Origin of the sequence: Rufibacter psychrotolerans, from assembly GCF_016924645.1 — a bacterium.
In the GTDB taxonomy this organism is placed as follows: Bacteria; Bacteroidota; Bacteroidia; order Cytophagales; family Hymenobacteraceae; genus Nibribacter; species Nibribacter psychrotolerans.
Window position 1 is genome coordinate 155,805 of sequence record NZ_JAFFJV010000005.1, and the last position, 18,355, is coordinate 174,159.

Sequence of the window (18,355 nt, forward strand, 5' to 3'; positions counted from 1 at the left end):
GCCGCCTGTTTGTTTTTAGCGTACTTTCAAGAAAAAGAGGCAAAAACAAGCAGGCGGCTTTTTGCGTCTGAGGAGATAGAAGTGCCTTTGCTACCCGCTCCCTACCAGCTTATAAAACTAGGAGGGGCGCGGGAGCATGGGCCACCGGCAATACATTGCGTAGAAGTACGCTTCCACCCAAGAAAACTCCTTATGAAGAAAGTGATGGTTTGGCTCTCTGTGCTGGCATTGGTAGGAGCCGTTGGTTTCTGGCTCTACAAGCGCTATGCCCAGGGGCCTGAGTTCTCTTTGTACCAGATAAAGCAAGCCGTAGACAACCGCGACCTGGTGGCGCTGGAGAAGTACGTAGACGTGGACCGTACCACCGCCAGTTTCCTGGACCAGGCCGTGCAGGCCGGCATGGCCGAGCTGCCCCAGAAAGAACAGGCTATGGCCGCCATGGCGCTGGGCATGGCCATGGCCTCCAAGAAGGGCGAAGTGCTGCAGGCCCTGCGCGGCGGCATTGAGCAGTACGTGCAGCACGGCAAAGCCGGCACCGGCCCGCCGGCCCAGATCAGTGAGGAAGACTGGGAGCAACTGCAGCGAGTATTGCCCGTGCAGAAGCTGCTGCAGGAAAACCCGCTGCGCAACAGCCGCCTGGAAGGCATCTCCTACGTGAACCGCGAGGATTCTTTGGCGGTGGTGGGCTTAGACCTGCGGGTGCCCTCCCACCCCAACCCGGTGATTGTGGAAGTGAAGATGCTGGACCAGGGCACCTACTGGCAGGTAGTGGGCTTGCCGAACGCCGGCGCGGTCATGAAGCAGCTGGGCCTGCTGGAAACCTTCAAACAACTCAAAGACTTACCCGAGCTGCAAAAGCTCCGTTTCTAACCCTGCACCTGCCCCAAGCCGTTTTAGCGCCGTTTTCGGCCAAAAGGACTTAAAACGGCCGCAAGATCACAAGCACCCATGGTACACATCCTCCTGATTGACTGCCCAGACCGAAAGGGCCTTATCTTCACCATTACGCAGATTGTGTTCCGGAACAACCTCAACATCACCAGCAATGATGAGTTTGTAGACCGGCAGCAGAACCAGTTCTTCATGCGGGCCGAGTTGGCCGGCGAAGTGCTCCCCCAGAAGCTGGTGCGGGAACTCCAGGCCGAGCTGCCCCCCGAGGCCAACATCCGGCTAGTGCCGGAGCGCAAGAAAGACATCGTCCTGCTGGTGACCAAGGAGCACCACTGCCTGGGCGACCTGCTGCTGCGCCACGAGTACGGCGACCTGAACGCCAACATCCTGGCGGTGCTGGGCAACTATGCAGAGCTGGAGTCACTGGTGTCCCGGTTCGGGATTCCGTTTCACCACGTCTCCCATGACCATAAGACGCGCGAGAACCATGATCTGGAGATGAGCCAGGTCATCAGTCTCTACCAACCCGAGTACGTGGTGCTGGCCAAGTACATGCGGGTGTTGAGCCCCGGGTTTGTGGCCCAGTTCCCCAACCGCATCATCAACATCCACCATTCGTTCCTGCCCGCGTTTATTGGCGCTAACCCCTACCGGCAGGCCTATGAGCGGGGCGTGAAGATCATTGGCGCCACGGCCCACTTTGTGAACAGTGACCTGGACGAGGGGCCCATCATTGCCCAGAACGTGATTCAGGTAAACCACACCCAGGGCCCCCGGGAAATGGCGCAGTCGGGCCGTGATGTGGAGAAGATTGTGCTGGCGCAGGCGCTTAAATTGGTCTTCGCTGAGCGGGTGTTCGTGAGCAACAATAAGACCATCATCTTTTAAGGGGTGAGGCTGGTGGTGGGGTTAAGTTGGCTTCCTTGCCAAGGCGGTAGCCCCATCCATAGCCTCCTTCCCTCTTCTTTGTCCTCTTGGAAAGATCTTGTGAGCAAACAGTAAAGGCAGCTACGCAAAGCCTTTCTAGTTCGTCCACAAGGTCCTTTCAGGATGACAAAAGAGGGAGAAGCCAAGATTTGTGTAAATCCTATGGTATCTCCCTGTCTATTTAGGTGCCGTTTCCCAAAAAACAGCCCCCAAGCGCCGCCTTTCTACTCATCGCAGGAAAACAATCAGCAATAGACAATCAACAATCCTCTAGTACATCCGGGGCAGTTCTATTCCTTTGATCTTGCGGTACAGGCCAATGGCGCTGCTGTCGGTGAGGCCCGAGATGAAGTCGGTGATGTTGAGGATCTTCTCGTAGGTATCCGGGGAAATCTGGCGCTGAGGACCCAGGAACTGATCGGGCACCAGGTCCAGGTACTTGCGGTGCCGGCCGGTGGTGGGGTCAAACACGGCCTTCAGAAAAGCCTCCAGCAAACCGCCCAGCACCTCAAAGCCGGCAGCCTCAATCTCCAGCACCGGCCGGTTGCGGTAGATGCGGTCAATGGAGATCTTCTTGATGGCATCCAGTGCCTCTTTCTGCTGCACCAGGTTAATCAGCGACTGGTCAAAGGTGCCGTCCAGGATTTCGGCCTCGTGCTCCAGGAAAATGCCCGCGCATTCGTAGATCAGGTTGTTGATGATCACGGCCCGCCAGACGCCCAGCTGCTCGCGCCAGTCGTGGAACGTGGTGCTGTGCACCTTGCCCGGGCGCTCGTTCAGGAGTGGGTGCAGCAGCTCGCGGGCCTGCTCAAACGGGATGAGCCCCAGGCGGCAGCCGTCCTCAAAGTCAATGATGCGGTAACAGATGTCATCGGCGGCCTCTACCAGAAACGCCAGCGGGTGGCGGTGAAACGCGTGTTCGCCGGCGGGCAGCATGCCCAGTTCCTGGGCGATCTTGCTGAAGTGGGCCTGCTCGGCCTGAAAAAAGCCGTATTTCTTCTCGCTGGCGCGCTTGCTGCCCTTTACCACCTGGTCTGAGGGGCGCGGGTACTTGGTGAACGTGGCCAGCGTGCTGTACGTGAGGCGCATGCCGCAGGTGCCGGTGCTTTGGCCCGGGTGCGTGTGGGTGAGAATCCTGAAGCCGGCGGCGTTGCCCTCAAAGTTCTGCAGGTCGGCGGTTTGGGCTGGGGTGAGGCTCTGCAGGAAACCCGCCGCCTCAGGGCTCCTGAAGAAAGAGGAAATGGCGTCTTCGCCGGAATGGCCGAACGGCGGGTTGCCGATGTCATGGGTGAGGCAGGCGGCTGCCACCATGTCCCCGAAGTCTGACTCCAGCATGCCCGGATGGGCCTCCAGAATGCCCGGGTGACGCTCCAGCAGCACCTTGCCCACCATGCGGCCCAAAGAACGGCCCACGCACGAAGTCTCCAGGCTGTGGGTAAGGCGGTTGTGCACAAAGTCGCTCTCGGGCATGGGCATGACCTGCGTCTTGTTCTGCAGGCGCCTGAACGGCGTGGAAAAGACCAGTCGGTCATAGTCGCGCTGGAACTCCCCGCGCACCGACTCATCGGTGGCGTGGGCCTGGGTTTGGGTGTCAAAGCGTTTCTTGGAGATCAGGCGCTCCCAGTTCATCTGTGGCATGGCAAAACTCTAAAACCCTAAGCTACGGTGAGCCACCGTGCCATGCAACTCCCCGGCCGGGTAAAAGAAAACTCCATTTAAGAGCCGTTTTGCAGAAAACAGCCCCTAAACGGAGTTTTTTTTTAAGGCGAAGGGATGCTCCCAGCCAGGCGCAGGACCACAAACCCAGCGCCGGAGCAACCTAAAGTAGGCTTTACTCCAGTTTCAGGTACCGGATGGTGCCGCTTTCCCGCGCCGTCTCCCACCTGATCAGGAACAGTCCGCGGCCGATGGGCGGCAGGGTGAGCTCATAGCGGTTCGACTCGGGGGCCACGTTCAGCTCAACGGTACCGAAGACCCGACCTGCCACGTCATAGATCACCAGGTTAACTTTCTCCTCCTCGGTGGTCCTGAAGTACAGAAACGTCTGGTTGCCACCAGGATTGGGGGCCAGCTGTACCGTGAAGTTTGGACCCGCCACCTGCACCACCTCAGAGTACTCCGTGGCGTTGTTGGTCCTGACTACCCGCAGGCGGTAATAGTTGAGGTTAGGAAAAGGGGCCGGGTCGGTGAACTGGTACGAGCGGGCCGTGTTGGGACCGCCCTGGGCAGGCACAGAGCCAATGGTGGTGTAGGCCACCCCGTCGGGGCTGCGCTCAATCAAGAACTCGGTGATGCCTACCTCCTGCTGGGTGGTCCACTGCAGCAGCACCTGGTTCTCGCTGGTGAGCACGCCCTCCAGTATTATCAACTCCACCGGAATGGCGCAGGCGTTGGCGGTTTTGGGCACCATGAGGGCCGCGTTGCAGGAGAAAGGCACCTGGCTGCGGGCTATCACGTAGTTGCCGCCGGCAATGTCGCTGAGCGGGTTCAGCACGCGCGAAGACTGCCCCCGGGCCACGGCGTAGTGCATGACCGCCCGCGGCAAGATCAGGTGGCTGAGCTGGTGGCCGTGCCCCAACTCATGCAGCACCACCGACTGGAAGTCGAACTGCTGGTTGGTGGCGGGTTCTGGCCCATACTGCCAGTTAAAGTTAGAGGCGTACTCCATGTCAATCTCGCGCACCCAAAAATTGACCGTGGTACCCACAATGCAGCCCCGGTAGCGGCTGATGGTGCGTCCCAGCACATTGTTGGGCAGCTCGCCGGAGGTGGTAAACCGCACCGAGTTCACGTTGTCTTCCTCGGTGGTGGCAATGGGCACATTAGAGGCGGCCACCCAGTTCACGTAGGTGTTGCAGGACCACTCGTTCATGGCCCGCTTAAAGGCGTAGAGGGCCGGCGTGTTGTTCTCAAAACTGGCCCCGAACCGGAACGTATAGCCGCCCTGCCCGTTCTGCGAGATGAGCCGCGGCTGAAAACTTTGCAGCGGAATGCCCCGCTCGGCGTCTTCATAGCTCACGTTGGAATGGGCGTAGATGATGGTGAGCTGGGTGGCCGAGGTGGCCGTGTTGGGATCATTGTTCACCACCCTGAACACGCCGGTGCCCGCGGTGCCGCCGTCTTCGCCGTGGGTGGGCACTTTCACCCTGATCTCGGTATCGGTCCAGCTGAGGTAATCGGTGGCCAGGGGCTTGATGAAGGTTTGTCCCCCGTCATCGGCGTTGCGGAACTCCACAAACCCGTTGCCTCGCGTGTTCCCGAAGTTGCTTCCCATGATGGTGAGCACGTCGCCGGTACCGGCCCGTAAGGTGGTGGGATTGAAGCTGGTGATGGAGGGAATGAGCCGGCGCTGGTTCTGGGTGGCGGCCTTGGGTTTCAGGGCCTCTTCCAGGTCTGGATTGGCCTTGATGGTGCGCAGGGCGCTGCCCGACAAGCGCCTGAGCGGGCTGTACACCTGCATGGCAATGGAGGAGTACCGGGCAAACGGATCTTTGGCCGTGCCCTGCGGGAGTTCGTACTTGATAAAGCCCTGCATGCTGCCAAATACCTCATAGCGCGCCTTGGCCACCTTGCGCTTGGCCGGCTGCAGGAAAAACACGCCCTGCTGCTGCGGTTTGAGCTGCAGGGTAGCCGAGTACACATGAATGTCCAGACCTACCTGGCCTCCCTCGGTGATGATTTCCACAGTGTTGGCCGCAGGGCTGCCCTTGAATACTTTGTACACCTCCACGGTATGCGCGGTGTAGATGTTCTTGTGCTGGTCGTCCCAGAAGGAGCGCTGTTTAATGACTTTGCCCTCCACCACCAGGTCTGCGGAGTCTACCCGCTCTTCCAGAGAAAGGGGCACCAGCAGGCACACGTCCTGCGCGGTAACGGGGCCCGCCAGCGCCAGCCCTAACGCCAGGAGGAAAACCGTAAGAAAGTTCTTTTGGAAAAAAGAGGAAAGGCGCGTAAACCTATGCTTCATAGTTGCCATTGCTAGTTGTGCAGAAGGTGATACCAGCATGGAGTCCTCCGCTGTAGTAAGTTACTGGACCAGTGACACCAATGCAATACTACTACGGATATATACTCTCTGCGGATGGCTGGGAAAGTGCGCGGGGCCTAAAAAAATTGGGGCACCTATCCCTACAGACAGATGCCCCAATAAGCTAAACAGAAACTACTTCAGGATAGAAACGCCGGGCAGTCGCTGATATTGTGCGATGGGTAAGAAAGCGGTCCCTGTTTTTGGCCCGAATCTCACAAAATGAGCCAGAAACCAAAGGGCCTTACAACACGAAAGGATCCAGCCAAGCCGGCTGAATCCCTTCGGTCTGTACACAACAACTATTACGCCCTATAAACGCAGGCTTGCGGGGATATATTGTGCAGTCGCAGAAATTTTTTCGGGTTTTTGGGCTGTTTTTTTCAAAGTAGCCCCAAAACGGGCTTACTGCAGCTTGGCGCCTTTCTGGGCATACCACGGGTGCAGTTCCATCACCAATCGGCCGGCTTTCACGGCTGGGTCCGCCTCCGTGAGGGCTTTGGCTTCTTCCATGGTGCGCACGTTGAAGATGAAGATGCCGCGCAGGTCACCGTCGTCCAGGAACGGACCGGCCAGGGTGAGTTTGCCGTCAGCGGCCATTTTGTTGATGTGCGCCATGTGCGCCTCCTGAATCTTGGCGGCGGTGAGCGAATCATGCCCGCGGTTGGGGCCTTTCTTCAGGAACGCCATGTAATAGGTTTTCATCTCGCCCTCGGCGGGTTCCTTAGCGATGGGTTTGGTTTGGGCCTGAACCGTGGCGGCGCCCAAAAGAAGCGCGACGAACAGGAAAAAGTGCTTTAATTTCATAGAGATAAAAATAGGTGTAGCTAAGTTAAGGTAAATCTTGACAGCACTTCGCAGGGAAAGACCGGGCAAAGGGCAAACCTAGGGAAAGGCTCTACGGAGGAGGAAACCGCTTGCGGGGCAGACTGCTGCCCTATTGGGAATATAGGAATTCTTTCCCTAATATCGGTGAATAAAATTTTCCGGCGTATGCCCTCCTCTTATCGGCGTTTGGTCTGGCTTAGGGTACTGGTGGTGGTGAGTATCATCGGGTCTTTGTGTTCCTCGTTTACCCTTATCAAAGGCTGGGGCGAGCTGTACCCATTTGCCAACTGGAAGCTCTTCACCCAGCCCCGCGGCAGCGACAATCACTACAGCACCTATCGGATCTACACCCGTACCGCCGGGGAAAAGACCTTTCAACGGCAAGCCGTACGCCCCACCCGCACCTTTGACCAGGACGATTACGTCTACACCCTAGACTACTGGGTTAACCGCACCTTGGCTGATTCTGCTGGCACCACCAACAGCAAAGCCCGACTGCATACCTTGATCAAATACCTGCACCCAGAAGCAAGTGAATACCGCATCGTGCGGGAAAGCACCACGGTAGAAGAACTGCTGCATCACCCCAACAACTATGAAGCCGATACAGTGGTCTGGTTCTGATTCTATGGAGGCAACGGCAGAAAGAAAGCATCAGACCAGCACTCATGTCGTCAATAACCAATACCTGCGCGCGAGCATAGATTTCTTCTATGCCGAGTTGACATTGCGGCTTTTCACGTTTGTCTGGCTCTATTGGGCCGTGCAGAAGTTCAACCTGTACTTAGATAGACCAGCCGAGTTGTTTGAGCCGCTGAATATGGTGGGCCGGTTGGTCGCGCCTGCTTTCCCGCCAAAGGAAGTGTTCTGGAGCGTAGTAGCCGTGGCAACTCTGGCGAATGGGAGTAAGTTCTTCCTTAAAAAGGCGATGCTCCCGCAAGTGATGCTGGCGGCGGCCTTGCTATGGATTAACCTGGTGCTGTGGAGTTACGGTTATCTGCCGCACGTGAACCATTTGTTTCTGTTGGCGCACCTGTTTCTGATCTTCGTGGCGGTGGAGCGCCCCGCGGTGAATGAGCCAGACAAGTACCAATACGCAAGCATCAACTGGTTTTATTTTGGGTTGCTGTTTGTCTATACCTTGTCGGGGTTGTGGAAGATAGCGGCGCTGAGCAAGAAACTGCTGTCTCAATCGCCGGAGGTGCATTGGCTCAAACCTGAGGCGGCCCTGTACAATGCGTTGGTCAGTTTCAGAGACTATGACCAGCCTTTTCCATTCGCCCACCTGTATCTGGAGTATCCGTGGGTGTGGCAGATCGGGTTTGTGATCACGGTTTATTTCCTGACCTCGGCGGTAGTGGCGGCCTGGCATCCTCCCCTGCGGCCCTGGATTGGCGCTTTGCTCATCTGCTTTCACCTCATCAACCAGTTCGCCTTCCTTATTTTCTTTGTGGTGACCTGTCTGACCGTTTTCTGCCTGTTTTTCCCATATAGCCTTATTTTCAGGAAGCATCTGACCCAATACAGTTTTCCGCGGGAAATTCGTTTTACAGGGCGAAAACGGCAGGCTTGCTATGTGCGTCAGTATGAGAACGGCGAACAGGATGTCTACTTCGGCTTTGAGGCCTACCGTCAACGGTTGCTGGACCGGCACTACTACCTGGCGGGGCTGCTGTACTTCCCGGGGGTGAAACCATTCACCGAACTCTACTGGAGAATCACCCGCTCTAACCTGCAAAATGATTAATTTGGTGAGTAAATTGGGGAAGGCTGAAAAGCTTACGCTAACTAAAAACAAACCCGAAACAACATGAACAAACCGTCTGCGTTTCTATGCCTTGCCGCCTTTGCGGCGATCACCGGCTGCAAGACCAATGCTCCGTCGGCTTCTGTTTCTACAGAGGACAAGGCCGCGGTGACGGCGGCAGCCACTGCTAAACCATCTTTTATGTACCCGAAAACCGAGAAAATAAACCACGTAGATACTTATCACGGCACCCAGGTGCCCGACCCTTACCGCTGGCTGGAAGCCGATACGGCCCAGAACGTAGCGGCCTGGGTCAAAGCTCAGAACGAAGTTACCTTTGATTACCTGGAGAAAATCCCGTTCCGGGAGCAGATCAAGCAACGCCTCACCAAGCTGTGGAACTACCCCAAGTACGGCGCTCCGTTCCGCGAAGGCGATTATTACTACTTCTACAAGAACGACGGTCTGCAGAACCAGGCGGTGTTGTACCGGCAAAAAGGCCTGAACGGCACTCCGGAACTCTTCCTGGATCCCAACAAGCTGTCAGAAGACGGAACTACCTCGCTAGGTAGTTTGGCCTTCAGCAAAGACGCCAGGTACGCGGTGTACACCACCTCCACCGGTGGTTCTGACTGGCGCGATGCCTACGTGTTGGACGTGGCCACCGGCAAGAAACTAGCAGATGAGCTGCACTGGATCAAGTTCTCCGGCACCAGCTGGCACAAAGACGGGTTCTTTTACAGCCGTTACCCAGAACCTACCCAAGGTTCTAAAATGGCCAACAAGAACGAGTACCACAAAGTGTACTACCACAAAATAGGCACCCCGCAGAGCCAGGACAAACTCATCTGGGAGGCCAAAGAGCACCCGCTGCGCCTGTTGTTCGCGGGCACCACGCAAGACGAGAAATACCTGATTTTAACCGCCTCTGAAGGCACCAGCAACAACAGCCTGTACGTGAAAGACCTTTCCAAAGCCAATAGCCCTATTTTGCCGCTGGTGGAAAGCTTTGACAAAGAGTACGGCGTGGTGGAGAACGTAGGCGACAAGCTCATTGTGCTCACTAACCAGGGCGCGCCAAAGTACAAGCTGGTAGAGATTGACCTGAAGAAGCCGCAGCAAGCCAACTGGAAAACCCTGGTGCCCGAGACCGAGAACGTCTTGAACTCGGCTTCTCTGGTAAACGGGCGTTTGATCTTGAATTACATGAAAGATGCCGCCACCTTGGTGCGCGTGCATGACACCAAGGGCAAGTGGCTGCATGATGTACAGCTGCCCACCCTGGGTACCGCCGGTGGTTTTGACGGGAAGAAAGAAGACAAAACGGTATTCTACACCTTCACTTCCTTCACCTACCCCAGTGCCATTTACCAGTACGATGTGGCAACCAATAAATCTACCCTGTTCCGCAAGGCCGAGGTAGACGTGGACATGGATGCGTATGAGACCAAGCAGGTGTTCTACACCAGCAAAGACGGCACCAAGGTACCTATGTTCATCACGCACAAGAAAGGCCTGCAACTGAACGGCGACAACCCCGCCTACCTGTACGCCTACGGCGGATTCAACTCGGCGGTGACGCCTGGTTTCAGCATCTCGCGCATGCTGTGGCTGGAGAATGGCGGCGTGCTGGCCATTGCCAACATCAGGGGCGGAAGCGAGTACGGTGAGGCCTGGCACAAAGCGGGCATGACACCCAACAAACAGAACGTATTTGACGACTTCATTGCCGCCGCCGAGTACCTGAGAGACCAGAAATACACCTCGCCGCAGAAACTGGCTATTGCCGGTGGTTCCAACGGAGGTCTGTTGATCGGGGCCGTAGCCAACCAGCGTCCGGATCTGTTCAAAGTGGCCCTGCCGGCCGTGGGTGTGATGGACATGCTGCGGTTCCATAAATTCACCATCGGGTGGGCCTGGGTGCCGGAGTATGGTTCCTCAGATGATCCGGCGCAGTTCCAGAACCTCATGAAGTTCTCGCCCATCCACAACATCAAGGAAGGCGTGAACTACCCGGCCACGCTGGTCACCACCGCCGATCATGACGACCGCGTAGTACCGGCCCACTCGTTCAAGTACATCGCCACGCTGCAGGAGAAAGGCGCGGGACCTAACCCGTGCCTCATCAGGGTAGACGTGAAAGCCGGGCACGGTGCCGGTAAATCCACCACCGCCCAGATCGCCGAGGCCACCGATGTCTGGTCCTTCACCTTCTACAACATGGGCGTAAATCCGTACGGAGCGCAGTAGAAGACCAAATCAACAATAGCCAAAAGCCGATGTTCTTCTGGAGTATCGGCTTTTGTGCTTCTTTGGGGAATTCGGGCTAAAAACGGGAAGACGGCATAACTTAGAATAATTGAAAGCTTAAGGGCCAGTGGTGCTGGCGGATGAATTAAAGAAAAGCAGTGCCGGAGCCCTTTGGGTTTAGGCCCGCGGAGGCGTAATTTGCAGCACCATCGGCCGAGAGGCCCTTTAGAAAAGTAGTATGAGTCTAACTATATCCGTAAGGAGAGGAACGGAGGCCGATCTGCCCGGCGTGCACGCCCTGATTGTGGAATTGGCGGTCTATGAGAAAGCGCCCAATGAGGTCTCTAATACCATTGAAGACATGCGTCGGGATGGTTTTGGGGAGAAACCGATCTTTGAGTTCTTCGTGGCCGAGTCGCCGGAGGAAGGCATTGTGGGCATTGCGCTGTACTATACCGCTTACTCCACCTGGAAAGGCAAAATGCTGTTTCTGGAAGACATTGTGGTCACTGAGCGGCACCGCAGAAAAGGCATTGGGCGGTTGTTGTTCAACCAGGTGGTGAAGGCCGCCAAGGAGGAAGACTACAAGCGCATGAAATGGCAGGTGCTGGACTGGAACGAGCCCGCCATCAACTTCTACCGCAGCATTGGCGCCAACCTGGACGGCGAGTGGATCAACTGCAATCTCACGGCAGAGCAGCTGCGGCGGTTTTAACGGGAGCACTCGGCAGAAATAAAACAGCCCGAAAGCGATGGAACGTTTTCGGGCTGTTTCTTTGAAAGTAGGCCAGAAACGGGAGAGATTGACAAGAGTGCTGTTCTCTAACAACGAACAACTAAAGACTCTCAGCCAAAACTATCCCACTACCTCCAGCACGGTTCTGAAAGCGGCGTATTGGCCGGCGTACTTGGCTTGCATCTTGGCCTGCAGGGCCTTGTCGTGTTCGCGGTGGTACTCCAGAAGGTCATCCATGTGGCGGGCGTAGTACTGAACGGCGTACGTGGTGCCGCCGTTGTCTTCCTCCTCCATTACCTTGGCAATCTGGTAGCGCACAAAGTACGTAGTGGCCATTACCTCCGGAATATGGGTTTCCTGCATCCACTGCAGCCATTCGGCCGCCACGGCATTGTCAATGTTTACGGTCTCGTTGAACAGAATCATTCCCAAAATTAATCTTTATCTTTCAACGATTGAAGGAACGGTTTAGTGCAATATACGAGACTACTGGACCGCACAAGTAAAAGGTATGAATAGAATAGGGATGGTGCTGCTGCTATGGGCCGGCAGCGCATTGGCGGTTTTTGCGCAGACAGACTCGCTGGAGTACTTAGATAAGGACCGGGTACGGGTAAAATCAAAGGAGGAGGCGACTTACTACAAAATCAGCCACTGGAACGGCGCTCCAGACGGCAGCGGCACGGAAATCACCTACTATCTCACCGGCGAAAAAGAAAGCGTGGTGCCCTTTGCAGTGATGGGGGCCGTGCGGGAGGGCGTGGCGATGGACTGGTACAAAAGCGGACAGGTCTCTGAGAAGAAGTACTACCACCAGAACAGGCTGCAGGGCATTAGTGAGGAATGGTACGCTGACGGCACCCGGAAGGCTCTGATGACGTACTGGCAAGACACCCTGCACGGAACGCTGAAGACCTTCTACCCCACCGGTGCCCTTAAACGCAAAGACGTGTACCAGAAAGGCAGACTGAAGGAAGGCCACTGCTATGCCCCAGACAGCACCGAGCTGCCGTACGTTCCCTACCAGACCCTGGCCGAGTTCCCGAAGGGCGGCACCGCGGGACTACGCAAATTCATCCTCAACCGAGGAAGGATGCCAGAGGCCGCCATCTTAGCCGGCGTGGGCGGCAAGGTGGTCGTGAACTTTGTGGTGGGCCCCGACGGGAAGGTGGAGCGGGTCTGGATCAAGGAAGCCAGCTTCAGGGAGTTTGCCCAGGAGGTCATGCGGGTCATGCGGACCATGCCCAACTGGAAGCCGGGCACCCTGGAGGGCGAACCCGTTTCGCAGCGGTTTGTGCTGCCCATCCGGTTTTCATTCACTCAGTAACTTGCAGCGCTGTTTTGAGGCTACTTCCCCTGAAACGGGCCTAAAACCCTATTCCACGTAATCCAGGTCTTTGCTGAAGCTTTCGGGCAGGGTGCTGATGGAGACCAGGGCAATGAGGAGGGTGACCGCGCCCAGGAGAGCGGCCGTGGTGAGCAGCCCCAGGTCATCCTGCAGGCTCTTGAACGAGAGGGTGAGCACCACCACCGCGCCCCGCACAAAGTTGGGCACCGTGGTGGTCACCGTGGCCCTGATGTTGGTGCCAAACTGCTCGGCCGCAATGGTCACAAACACCGCCCAGTAGCCCCCGCCAAAGCCCAGCGCCACGCATAAGCCATAGAAGTACGCCTCGCTGGCACCCTGCGCCAGCAGGTACAGGGCAATGATGCCCGCCAGCAACAGCAAGAACAGCACCACCACCCGTTTGCGGCTCCGCAGTTTCTGGCTGAGCAGACCGCTGGCCAGATCGCCCAGCGTAAGCCCAAAGTAAGAGAACGCAATGCCCTTGGCCGCCGAGATAGGCGCCGTGATGTTCAGGGCCTGGCTGATCTCCGGAGAGAACGTGATGAGTACGCCCACCACAAACCAGATGGGCACCCCAATGAGAATGCATTTAAGGTATTTGAAAAAGCGGGCGCCGCTGGTAAAGAGGCTCAGGAAGTTGCCCCGGGGCACCTGCTGCTGCTGAGTGCGCTCAAACATGCCAGATTCATATACCCCTATCCTAAGCAGCAAGAGGAGCAGCCCCAGGCCGCCGCCCACAAAATAGGCCGTGCGCCAGTGGAAGTACTCGCCGATCACCCCGGCCAGAATTGCCCCCGAGATGCCCACCGAAGCCACAATGGTGGTGCCGTAGCCCCGTTTCTCCTTGGGCAGTACCTCGGTTACCAGCGTAATGCCGGCGCCCAGTTCACCGGCCAGGCCCACCCCGGCAATGAACCGGAGCCAGGCGTACAGCTCCAGGTTGGTGACAAAGCCATTGGCCACGTTAGCGGCAGAATACAAAAAAATAGACCCGAACAGCACCGAGATGCGGCCCCTTTTGTCGCCCAGAACTCCCCAGAATATCCCACCCAACAGCATGCCCGTCATTTGCATATTTATCAGGTAGACCCCGTCTTCCAGCAAGGCCGTGGCATTGGTGATGCCCAGGTCGCGCAGGCTGGCAATACGCACAATGCTGAAGAGCACCAGGTCATAGATGTCTACAAAATAGCCTAGGGCGGCCACAATCACGGCCGTGTTCAAGAGCTTGCGGTGGGGGGCCGGCGGGGCAGTGGCTTGCATACAGGAAGAAGCAAATATGGGTTATAGGTCTGTTTTGTACTTTTTGAATAAATGCGTTGCAGCTCCCTTGCGGGGTAAATGCTTTATCTCCAGTTTGTTAGATTTGGTCGGGAAATTCTCCCGATTCATCGCTTTGTTGGTAAAAAACATGTTGTGCTCCGGAAAAAAGTAATACTTTTGTCAAAGTACTGTAACCTTCCTCCCTATGGGCACGTATAAAAGCGCTTTTTTTTGGTTGTTCACCGTAAGCCTGTTCTTTGGAACCTTGCTTCCGAAGAGTGGGACTTGTGGCACTCCCAACACCCAAAAGAACTCCTTGCTTTGGAAAGTAAGCGGCAAAGGCATCAAGACCTCGTACCTGTACGGGACTTTTCACCTGGTGCCCAAAGACCAGTTTGTTCTGCCAAGTAAGGTAAAACAAAAATTAGTGAAATCCGAGACAGCGGTGTTTGAGGTTGATCTGGACAGTCCCAAGCTAAGCAACCTGCTGTCCAAGCACATGCGCATGAGCCAGCCCATTGAAACGCTCATGACCAAGCAAGACTACAATCTGCTCTCGCAGTTTGTGAAGGATAGCCTGGAGCGGAGCCTGCAGCATTTCCGGTACGTGAAGCCCGGCTACCTGGGCCAGATGCTGCTCTACCCCAAGCTGCTGGGCTACGACCCAGAGTCATACGACCTGGCCCTGCTCAACCTGGCCAAGAAATGGTACAAGTCTATCTACGTGCTGGAAACCCCTGAAGAGCAGGTGGCCCTGTTTGACAAAACCACCCTTGAGTTGCAGACCTCCCAACTGCTCAACAGCGTGAAGCAGTTTGACCAGCAGCGCAAGACCATGCAAAAGATGCTGGCCCTGTACCAGCAAGAGGATCTGGACGGCCTGTACGCCCTAATTACCTCCCAGGACGAAGCTGCGGAAACCCAGGCGCTCCTGCTGGACGAGCGAAACAAAAAGTGGCTGACTCCCCTGGTGGATATGATGCAAAAATCTCCCGCGTTCATTGCCGTAGGCGCGGCCCACCTGCCCGGCGAGGGCGGCCTGATTCAGCTGCTCCGCGAGCAAGGCTACAAGGTGGAACCCGTAATGGACTAAGCGGCACAGCCTCCATAAAAAAAGGGTTGGTTCTAAGCAGAGCCAACCCTTTTTTATGGGGCGTTTTAAAGCTGTTTTCTAGAAAAGGGCTGTAAAACAGAAAAGGCCCCGGCACCGCCGAAGCCTTTTCTTGTATTGGAACCCCTCCTTATTGGATGGTGATAGGGAAAGTTACTTCTGCGTCTGTTTCACCAGTATTGATGGTGCTGGTAGCGCTTTTCAGGTCGGGTTGGTGCTTCAGGACTACTTGCAGGTTGCCGGTAGAGGCCGCTGCCGTGGTGATTCTGGTGTGAATGCCAATGGGGCGGTTGTTGCTGTCGGTATCAGTATAGGCTACTGTCAGGTTCAGGCCGTTGGAAGCCACGTAGAAGAATTGGTGCTCATCGCCTTCCTCCTCTACTTCCTCGGTGATGTCCTCGGCGGGGTTCTTCGACTCATCCAGCACTTGCACAGTCACGTCATACGTCTTGTTGGCGGCCAGCGTAGCGCCGGTCACGGTTGGAGCCTGGCCGCCGTCGCCGTCCAGATCCTGATAAGTTGCGGTGACGGTAGTTCCTCCGCCCTGGGGCTTAAACGCTAGTTTAACAGTGGTGATTAGTTCTTCCTCGTTAGTGGGCACGGGATCTTCGTCATTGCTGCACGAAGTCATGAACACAGAAGCGGTGAACAGAATGGCGAGGGATGGTTTCAAAAATGCTTTCATATAGATTTCAAATCTTTAGTCTGGTGAAAAAATAAGGTTAAAAATTCAGCGGGATGCTCACCCGCAGGGTAATGGACCGGCCTACTTCATCGGCGTAGTACCGGAAACGGTTCAGGTAATCGCGGTAGGCGGTGTTCAGGAGATTGCGGCCAATCAGGCCTACCTCAATCTGCTGTTTGCCAAAATGCAGGGTAGTGCCGGCCTCGGCGTTCAGCAGGAAGTAACCGGCCGGTGGCATGGCGTAATCCCGGGCCAGGTAATTGTCTGGGATGTGGCGCTGCCGGGCTACGGCTAAGCCACTTACTTGAAGAAAGTTTTGCGCAAATACTCCCCGGGCTCCCAACTGCTCTACCGAATAGCGCAGGCTGTTCTCGTAGCGGTCTGTGGGAATCCAGATCAGGTACTCATCGGCGGTACGGTTGTAGGCCCGCACCAGAGACGCCTTGGTGGCGAACAGCAGGTGATCCGTCAACTGGTAAGACGCACTTACATCCAGGCCGGTAAAGGTGGCATTGGTTTGCTTCTGCCGGGCCGTCAGGAACGCGCCTCTGATGGTAAGCGTAGGCACCGTATCGGGTTCCTGGTAGATGTAGTTGTCAATGAAGTTGTGGTACACACTGATTTCGCCGTTCAGGCGCTTGTTCTGCACGTACGCCAGCGTGGCCATGAAGTTGTAGGCCCGCTCCACGCCCAGGTTGGCGTTGCCGTACTCATAGGTGCCCGTACCGTGGTGGATGCCGTTGCTGTACAGTTCACTGGTGGTAGGCGAGCGCCAGGCCGTAGAGGCATTCAGGTTCAGGTCCAGGTGCGGCCCGAAATGGTAGATGGCGCCCAATGTACCAGACAGGTTCTGGAACCGGTGCGTGGGCGTGAGCAGTTCATTGTCCAGCGCCGACTGACCGGTTCTCTCCGGGGTGTCTTTGCGGTACAACTTGGCCTGCAGGTAGCGGTAATCATATCGGAGTCCCGCCTCCACGTGCCATTTGCCTTTCTCCCAGTGCTCAATCCAGAACAAGCCGCCGGTGTGCATCTGGTAAAACGGCACAAAGAAACGGCCCTCGTAGCGGTTGAACTGGTACTGGTACGTCGCCCCGATGCTGCCTTTCAAATTCCAGATCAAAGGATGCTCCCAAACTGCTTCGCTGCTGTGCGTGGTGATCTCGAACCGAAGACCGGGCCGGCTGGAATCGCCGTGGGCATCGTACTCCTCGCGCTGGTTGTATTGCCGGGCATAGGTGAAGAGCAGTCGGCTGGCGGGTCCGGTGCGGTAGAAGCCGTGCAACCGGAACAAATCATGCGTCACGTTCTGGTACGGCACCCCAATGTCATAGGTGAAAGCAGCCTCCGGCTCCGGGCGTTCGCGTTGCAGTGCGTTGCGGATATCGGTGAGGTTACCCACGTGCGAGGCCGAGAACACGCCTAACTTGGTGTCAAAACGGCTGAAAAAAGCATCTACCCCAAGCTTCTCGCGGGTCCAACCGGCGGCCGCCGAGAAGTTCTGTTCCTGGTAGCCGGTGTTGGCGAGGTAGTAGTCAGGGGTTTTGCTGTTACCGGCCTTTTTGAGTGTGCCTTGCAGACGCCAGCTCAGCGACGGAATGCCTGCCGGATTGCTTTCCACCATACCAGACAGCACGCCCTGACGGTTGTGGCTCACGCCCACCAGGTTCAGCTCGGCACTGGTACCGGCGGAATCTCTCAACGGTTTAGGTTCTACCAGAATCACGCCGCCAATGGCATCGGCACCGTAGCGTACGCCGGCGGCACCTTTCACCACGGTAAGTTCAGAGGCCACAAACGGATCAATCTCGGGCGCGTGCTCAGAACCCCACTGCTGGGCCTCGTGGCGCACACCGTTGTTCATAACCAGTACGCGGTTGCTGTGCATGCCGTGGATCACGGGCTTGGCGATGCTGGGTCCGGTCTGGATGCTGGTAAGGCCCGTCATCCGCTCCAGCGACTGGGCCAGCGACTGACCCTGGGTCTGCCGCAGCTCCTGCCCTTTTAGCTGGCTAGTGGCCTGGGTAACTTCTTCGCGTTGCCGGGCCACGCGCACTTCCACGGAGTGCAGTTGCAGGGCGTCTGGGTGCATCCTGAAATTGATCACCTCGGGCGCCCGTACCGATTTCTCCAGCCGTTCTGGGTTGTAGCCAATGTAAGACACTACCAACCGGTACGTGCCGGGGCAGAGATCGTGAAAATGGTAATGACCGTTGGCATCGGTGATGCTGGTGTGTTGGGTGCCCTCCAAAACTACGGTGGCACCTATCAATGGGCTGCGATCTTCGTGGTCTGTGACCGTGCCAGACAAGGTGATGCCGCAATCTTCGGCAGAAGGGGCGTCTTGCAGGGGCGGTACCGGACCCGTTTGTGCCATGGTTCCGGCCGAAGCCAGACCAATGCACAGCAGAAGCAGCACAAAATAGCTTATGTATTTGCGCAACTCAGTAAGAAAAAAGAAATGGAAAAACAGGAGGATTCCCCTCCAAACGTCCTTCAAGCGCAGGGTGTTTCTTGCCTGTTTTTACAAAATCAGCTGAAAACA

General features: G+C 56.5%; 15 protein-coding genes. 8 read left to right on the top strand and 7 right to left on the bottom strand.

From position 1 onward, the window contains the following. The first annotated feature begins 192 nt into the window (after positions 1-192). Positions 193-870, top strand: coding sequence for a DUF2939 domain-containing protein (locus JT718_RS06495; RefSeq protein WP_205501401.1), 678 nt, complete (start codon positions 193-195; stop codon positions 868-870). A 78-nt stretch (positions 871-948) separates the two neighbouring features. Next, positions 949-1,779 carry a formyltetrahydrofolate deformylase gene (gene purU, locus JT718_RS06500; RefSeq protein ID WP_205501416.1) on the top strand — a complete coding sequence of 277 codons (831 nt, stop codon included), beginning with the start codon at positions 949-951 and terminating at the stop codon, positions 1,777-1,779. 309 nt (positions 1,780-2,088) lie between these two features. Here purU and JT718_RS06505 read toward each other — a convergent pair whose 3' ends face one another. The 3 genes from JT718_RS06505 to JT718_RS06515 all read right to left on the bottom strand — a co-directional run bounded on the left by JT718_RS06505 (position 2,089) and on the right by JT718_RS06515 (position 6,652). Next, on the bottom strand, positions 2,089-3,456 hold the full coding sequence (locus JT718_RS06505; RefSeq protein ID WP_205501418.1) for a deoxyguanosinetriphosphate triphosphohydrolase: 1,368 nt from the start codon (positions 3,454-3,456) through the stop codon (positions 2,089-2,091). Between the two features lie 193 nt (positions 3,457-3,649). Continuing rightward, complete coding sequence (locus tag JT718_RS06510) at positions 3,650-5,785, bottom strand: IPT/TIG domain-containing protein (RefSeq protein WP_205501425.1); 2,136 nt, start codon at positions 5,783-5,785, stop codon at positions 3,650-3,652. 465 nt (positions 5,786-6,250) lie between these two features. Continuing rightward, positions 6,251-6,652 (bottom strand): YciI family protein, encoded by a 402-nt coding sequence (locus JT718_RS06515; RefSeq protein ID WP_205501426.1) that lies wholly within the window; start codon positions 6,650-6,652, stop codon positions 6,251-6,253. Positions 6,653-6,838: 186 nt separating this feature from the next. On the opposite strand from JT718_RS06515, the gene JT718_RS06520 reads away from it, so the two are divergent. The 4 genes from JT718_RS06520 (at position 6,839) to JT718_RS06535 (ending at position 11,385) form a co-directional block, all read left to right on the top strand. Next, entirely contained in the window at positions 6,839-7,297 is a 459-nt protein-coding gene (locus JT718_RS06520) for a hypothetical protein (protein WP_205501427.1), read from the top strand. Then, on the top strand, positions 7,269-8,420 hold the full coding sequence (locus JT718_RS06525; RefSeq protein WP_205501428.1) for a hypothetical protein: 1,152 nt from the start codon (positions 7,269-7,271) through the stop codon (positions 8,418-8,420). The genes JT718_RS06520 and JT718_RS06525 overlap by 29 nt, the downstream gene beginning before the upstream one ends. Positions 8,421-8,483: 63 nt before the next feature. Then, positions 8,484-10,670, top strand: coding sequence for a prolyl oligopeptidase family serine peptidase (locus tag JT718_RS06530; protein WP_205501429.1), 2,187 nt, complete (start codon positions 8,484-8,486; stop codon positions 10,668-10,670). 238 nt (positions 10,671-10,908) lie between these two features. Further along, entirely contained in the window at positions 10,909-11,385 is a 477-nt protein-coding gene (locus tag JT718_RS06535; protein ID WP_205501430.1) for a GNAT family N-acetyltransferase, read from the top strand. Positions 11,386-11,526: 141 nt separating this feature from the next. On the opposite strand, the gene JT718_RS06540 is transcribed toward JT718_RS06535, so the two are convergent. Then, positions 11,527-11,832 carry a DUF4286 family protein gene (locus JT718_RS06540; protein WP_205501431.1) on the bottom strand — a complete coding sequence of 102 codons (306 nt, stop codon included), beginning with the start codon at positions 11,830-11,832 and terminating at the stop codon, positions 11,527-11,529. Positions 11,833-11,917: 85 nt separating this feature from the next. Between JT718_RS06540 and JT718_RS06545 the strand changes: the two genes are divergently transcribed. Continuing rightward, positions 11,918-12,733 carry an energy transducer TonB gene (locus JT718_RS06545; protein WP_205501432.1) on the top strand — a complete coding sequence of 272 codons (816 nt, stop codon included), beginning with the start codon at positions 11,918-11,920 and terminating at the stop codon, positions 12,731-12,733. A gap of 48 nt (positions 12,734-12,781) precedes the next feature. On the opposite strand, the gene JT718_RS06550 is transcribed toward JT718_RS06545, so the two are convergent. After that, on the bottom strand, positions 12,782-14,017 hold the full coding sequence (locus tag JT718_RS06550; protein WP_205501433.1) for an MFS transporter: 1,236 nt from the start codon (positions 14,015-14,017) through the stop codon (positions 12,782-12,784). A gap of 316 nt (positions 14,018-14,333) precedes the next feature. Here JT718_RS06550 and JT718_RS06555 point away from each other — a divergent pair, with 316 nt between their 5' ends. Continuing rightward, entirely contained in the window at positions 14,334-15,110 is a 777-nt protein-coding gene (locus tag JT718_RS06555) for a TraB/GumN family protein (protein ID WP_205501434.1), read from the top strand. 148 nt (positions 15,111-15,258) lie between these two features. On the opposite strand, the gene JT718_RS06560 is transcribed toward JT718_RS06555, so the two are convergent. Together JT718_RS06560 and JT718_RS06565 are read right to left on the bottom strand one after the other, a co-directional pair. Beyond that, complete coding sequence (locus tag JT718_RS06560) at positions 15,259-15,813, bottom strand: hypothetical protein (protein WP_205501435.1); 555 nt, start codon at positions 15,811-15,813, stop codon at positions 15,259-15,261. 37 nt (positions 15,814-15,850) lie between these two features. Continuing rightward, entirely contained in the window at positions 15,851-18,253 is a 2,403-nt protein-coding gene (locus JT718_RS06565) for a TonB-dependent receptor (RefSeq protein ID WP_205501436.1), read from the bottom strand. Positions 18,254-18,355 lie beyond the last annotated feature (102 nt).

Bases quoted from the DNA above. Each gene is read 5' to 3' on its own strand.
- JT718_RS06535 (WP_205501430.1), top strand. From the start codon at position 10,909: ATGAGTCTAACTATATCCGTAAGGAGAGGAACGGAGGCCGATCTGCCC.
- JT718_RS06560 (WP_205501435.1), bottom strand. From the start codon at position 15,813: ATGAAAGCATTTTTGAAACCATCCCTCGCCATTCTGTTCACCGCTTCT.
- JT718_RS06550 (WP_205501433.1), bottom strand. From the start codon at position 14,017: ATGCAAGCCACTGCCCCGCCGGCCCCCCACCGCAAGCTCTTGAACACG.
- JT718_RS06540 (WP_205501431.1), bottom strand. From the start codon at position 11,832: ATGATTCTGTTCAACGAGACCGTAAACATTGACAATGCCGTGGCGGCC.
- JT718_RS06495 (WP_205501401.1), top strand. From the start codon at position 193: ATGAAGAAAGTGATGGTTTGGCTCTCTGTGCTGGCATTGGTAGGAGCC.
- purU (WP_205501416.1), top strand. From the start codon at position 949: ATGGTACACATCCTCCTGATTGACTGCCCAGACCGAAAGGGCCTTATC.
- JT718_RS06510 (WP_205501425.1), bottom strand. From the start codon at position 5,785: ATGAAGCATAGGTTTACGCGCCTTTCCTCTTTTTTCCAAAAGAACTTT.
- JT718_RS06545 (WP_205501432.1), top strand. From the start codon at position 11,918: ATGAATAGAATAGGGATGGTGCTGCTGCTATGGGCCGGCAGCGCATTG.
- JT718_RS06505 (WP_205501418.1), bottom strand. From the start codon at position 3,456: ATGCCACAGATGAACTGGGAGCGCCTGATCTCCAAGAAACGCTTTGAC.
- JT718_RS06530 (WP_205501429.1), top strand. From the start codon at position 8,484: ATGAACAAACCGTCTGCGTTTCTATGCCTTGCCGCCTTTGCGGCGATC.
- JT718_RS06520 (WP_205501427.1), top strand. From the start codon at position 6,839: ATGCCCTCCTCTTATCGGCGTTTGGTCTGGCTTAGGGTACTGGTGGTG.
- JT718_RS06525 (WP_205501428.1), top strand. From the start codon at position 7,269: ATGAAGCCGATACAGTGGTCTGGTTCTGATTCTATGGAGGCAACGGCA.
- JT718_RS06515 (WP_205501426.1), bottom strand. From the start codon at position 6,652: ATGAAATTAAAGCACTTTTTCCTGTTCGTCGCGCTTCTTTTGGGCGCC.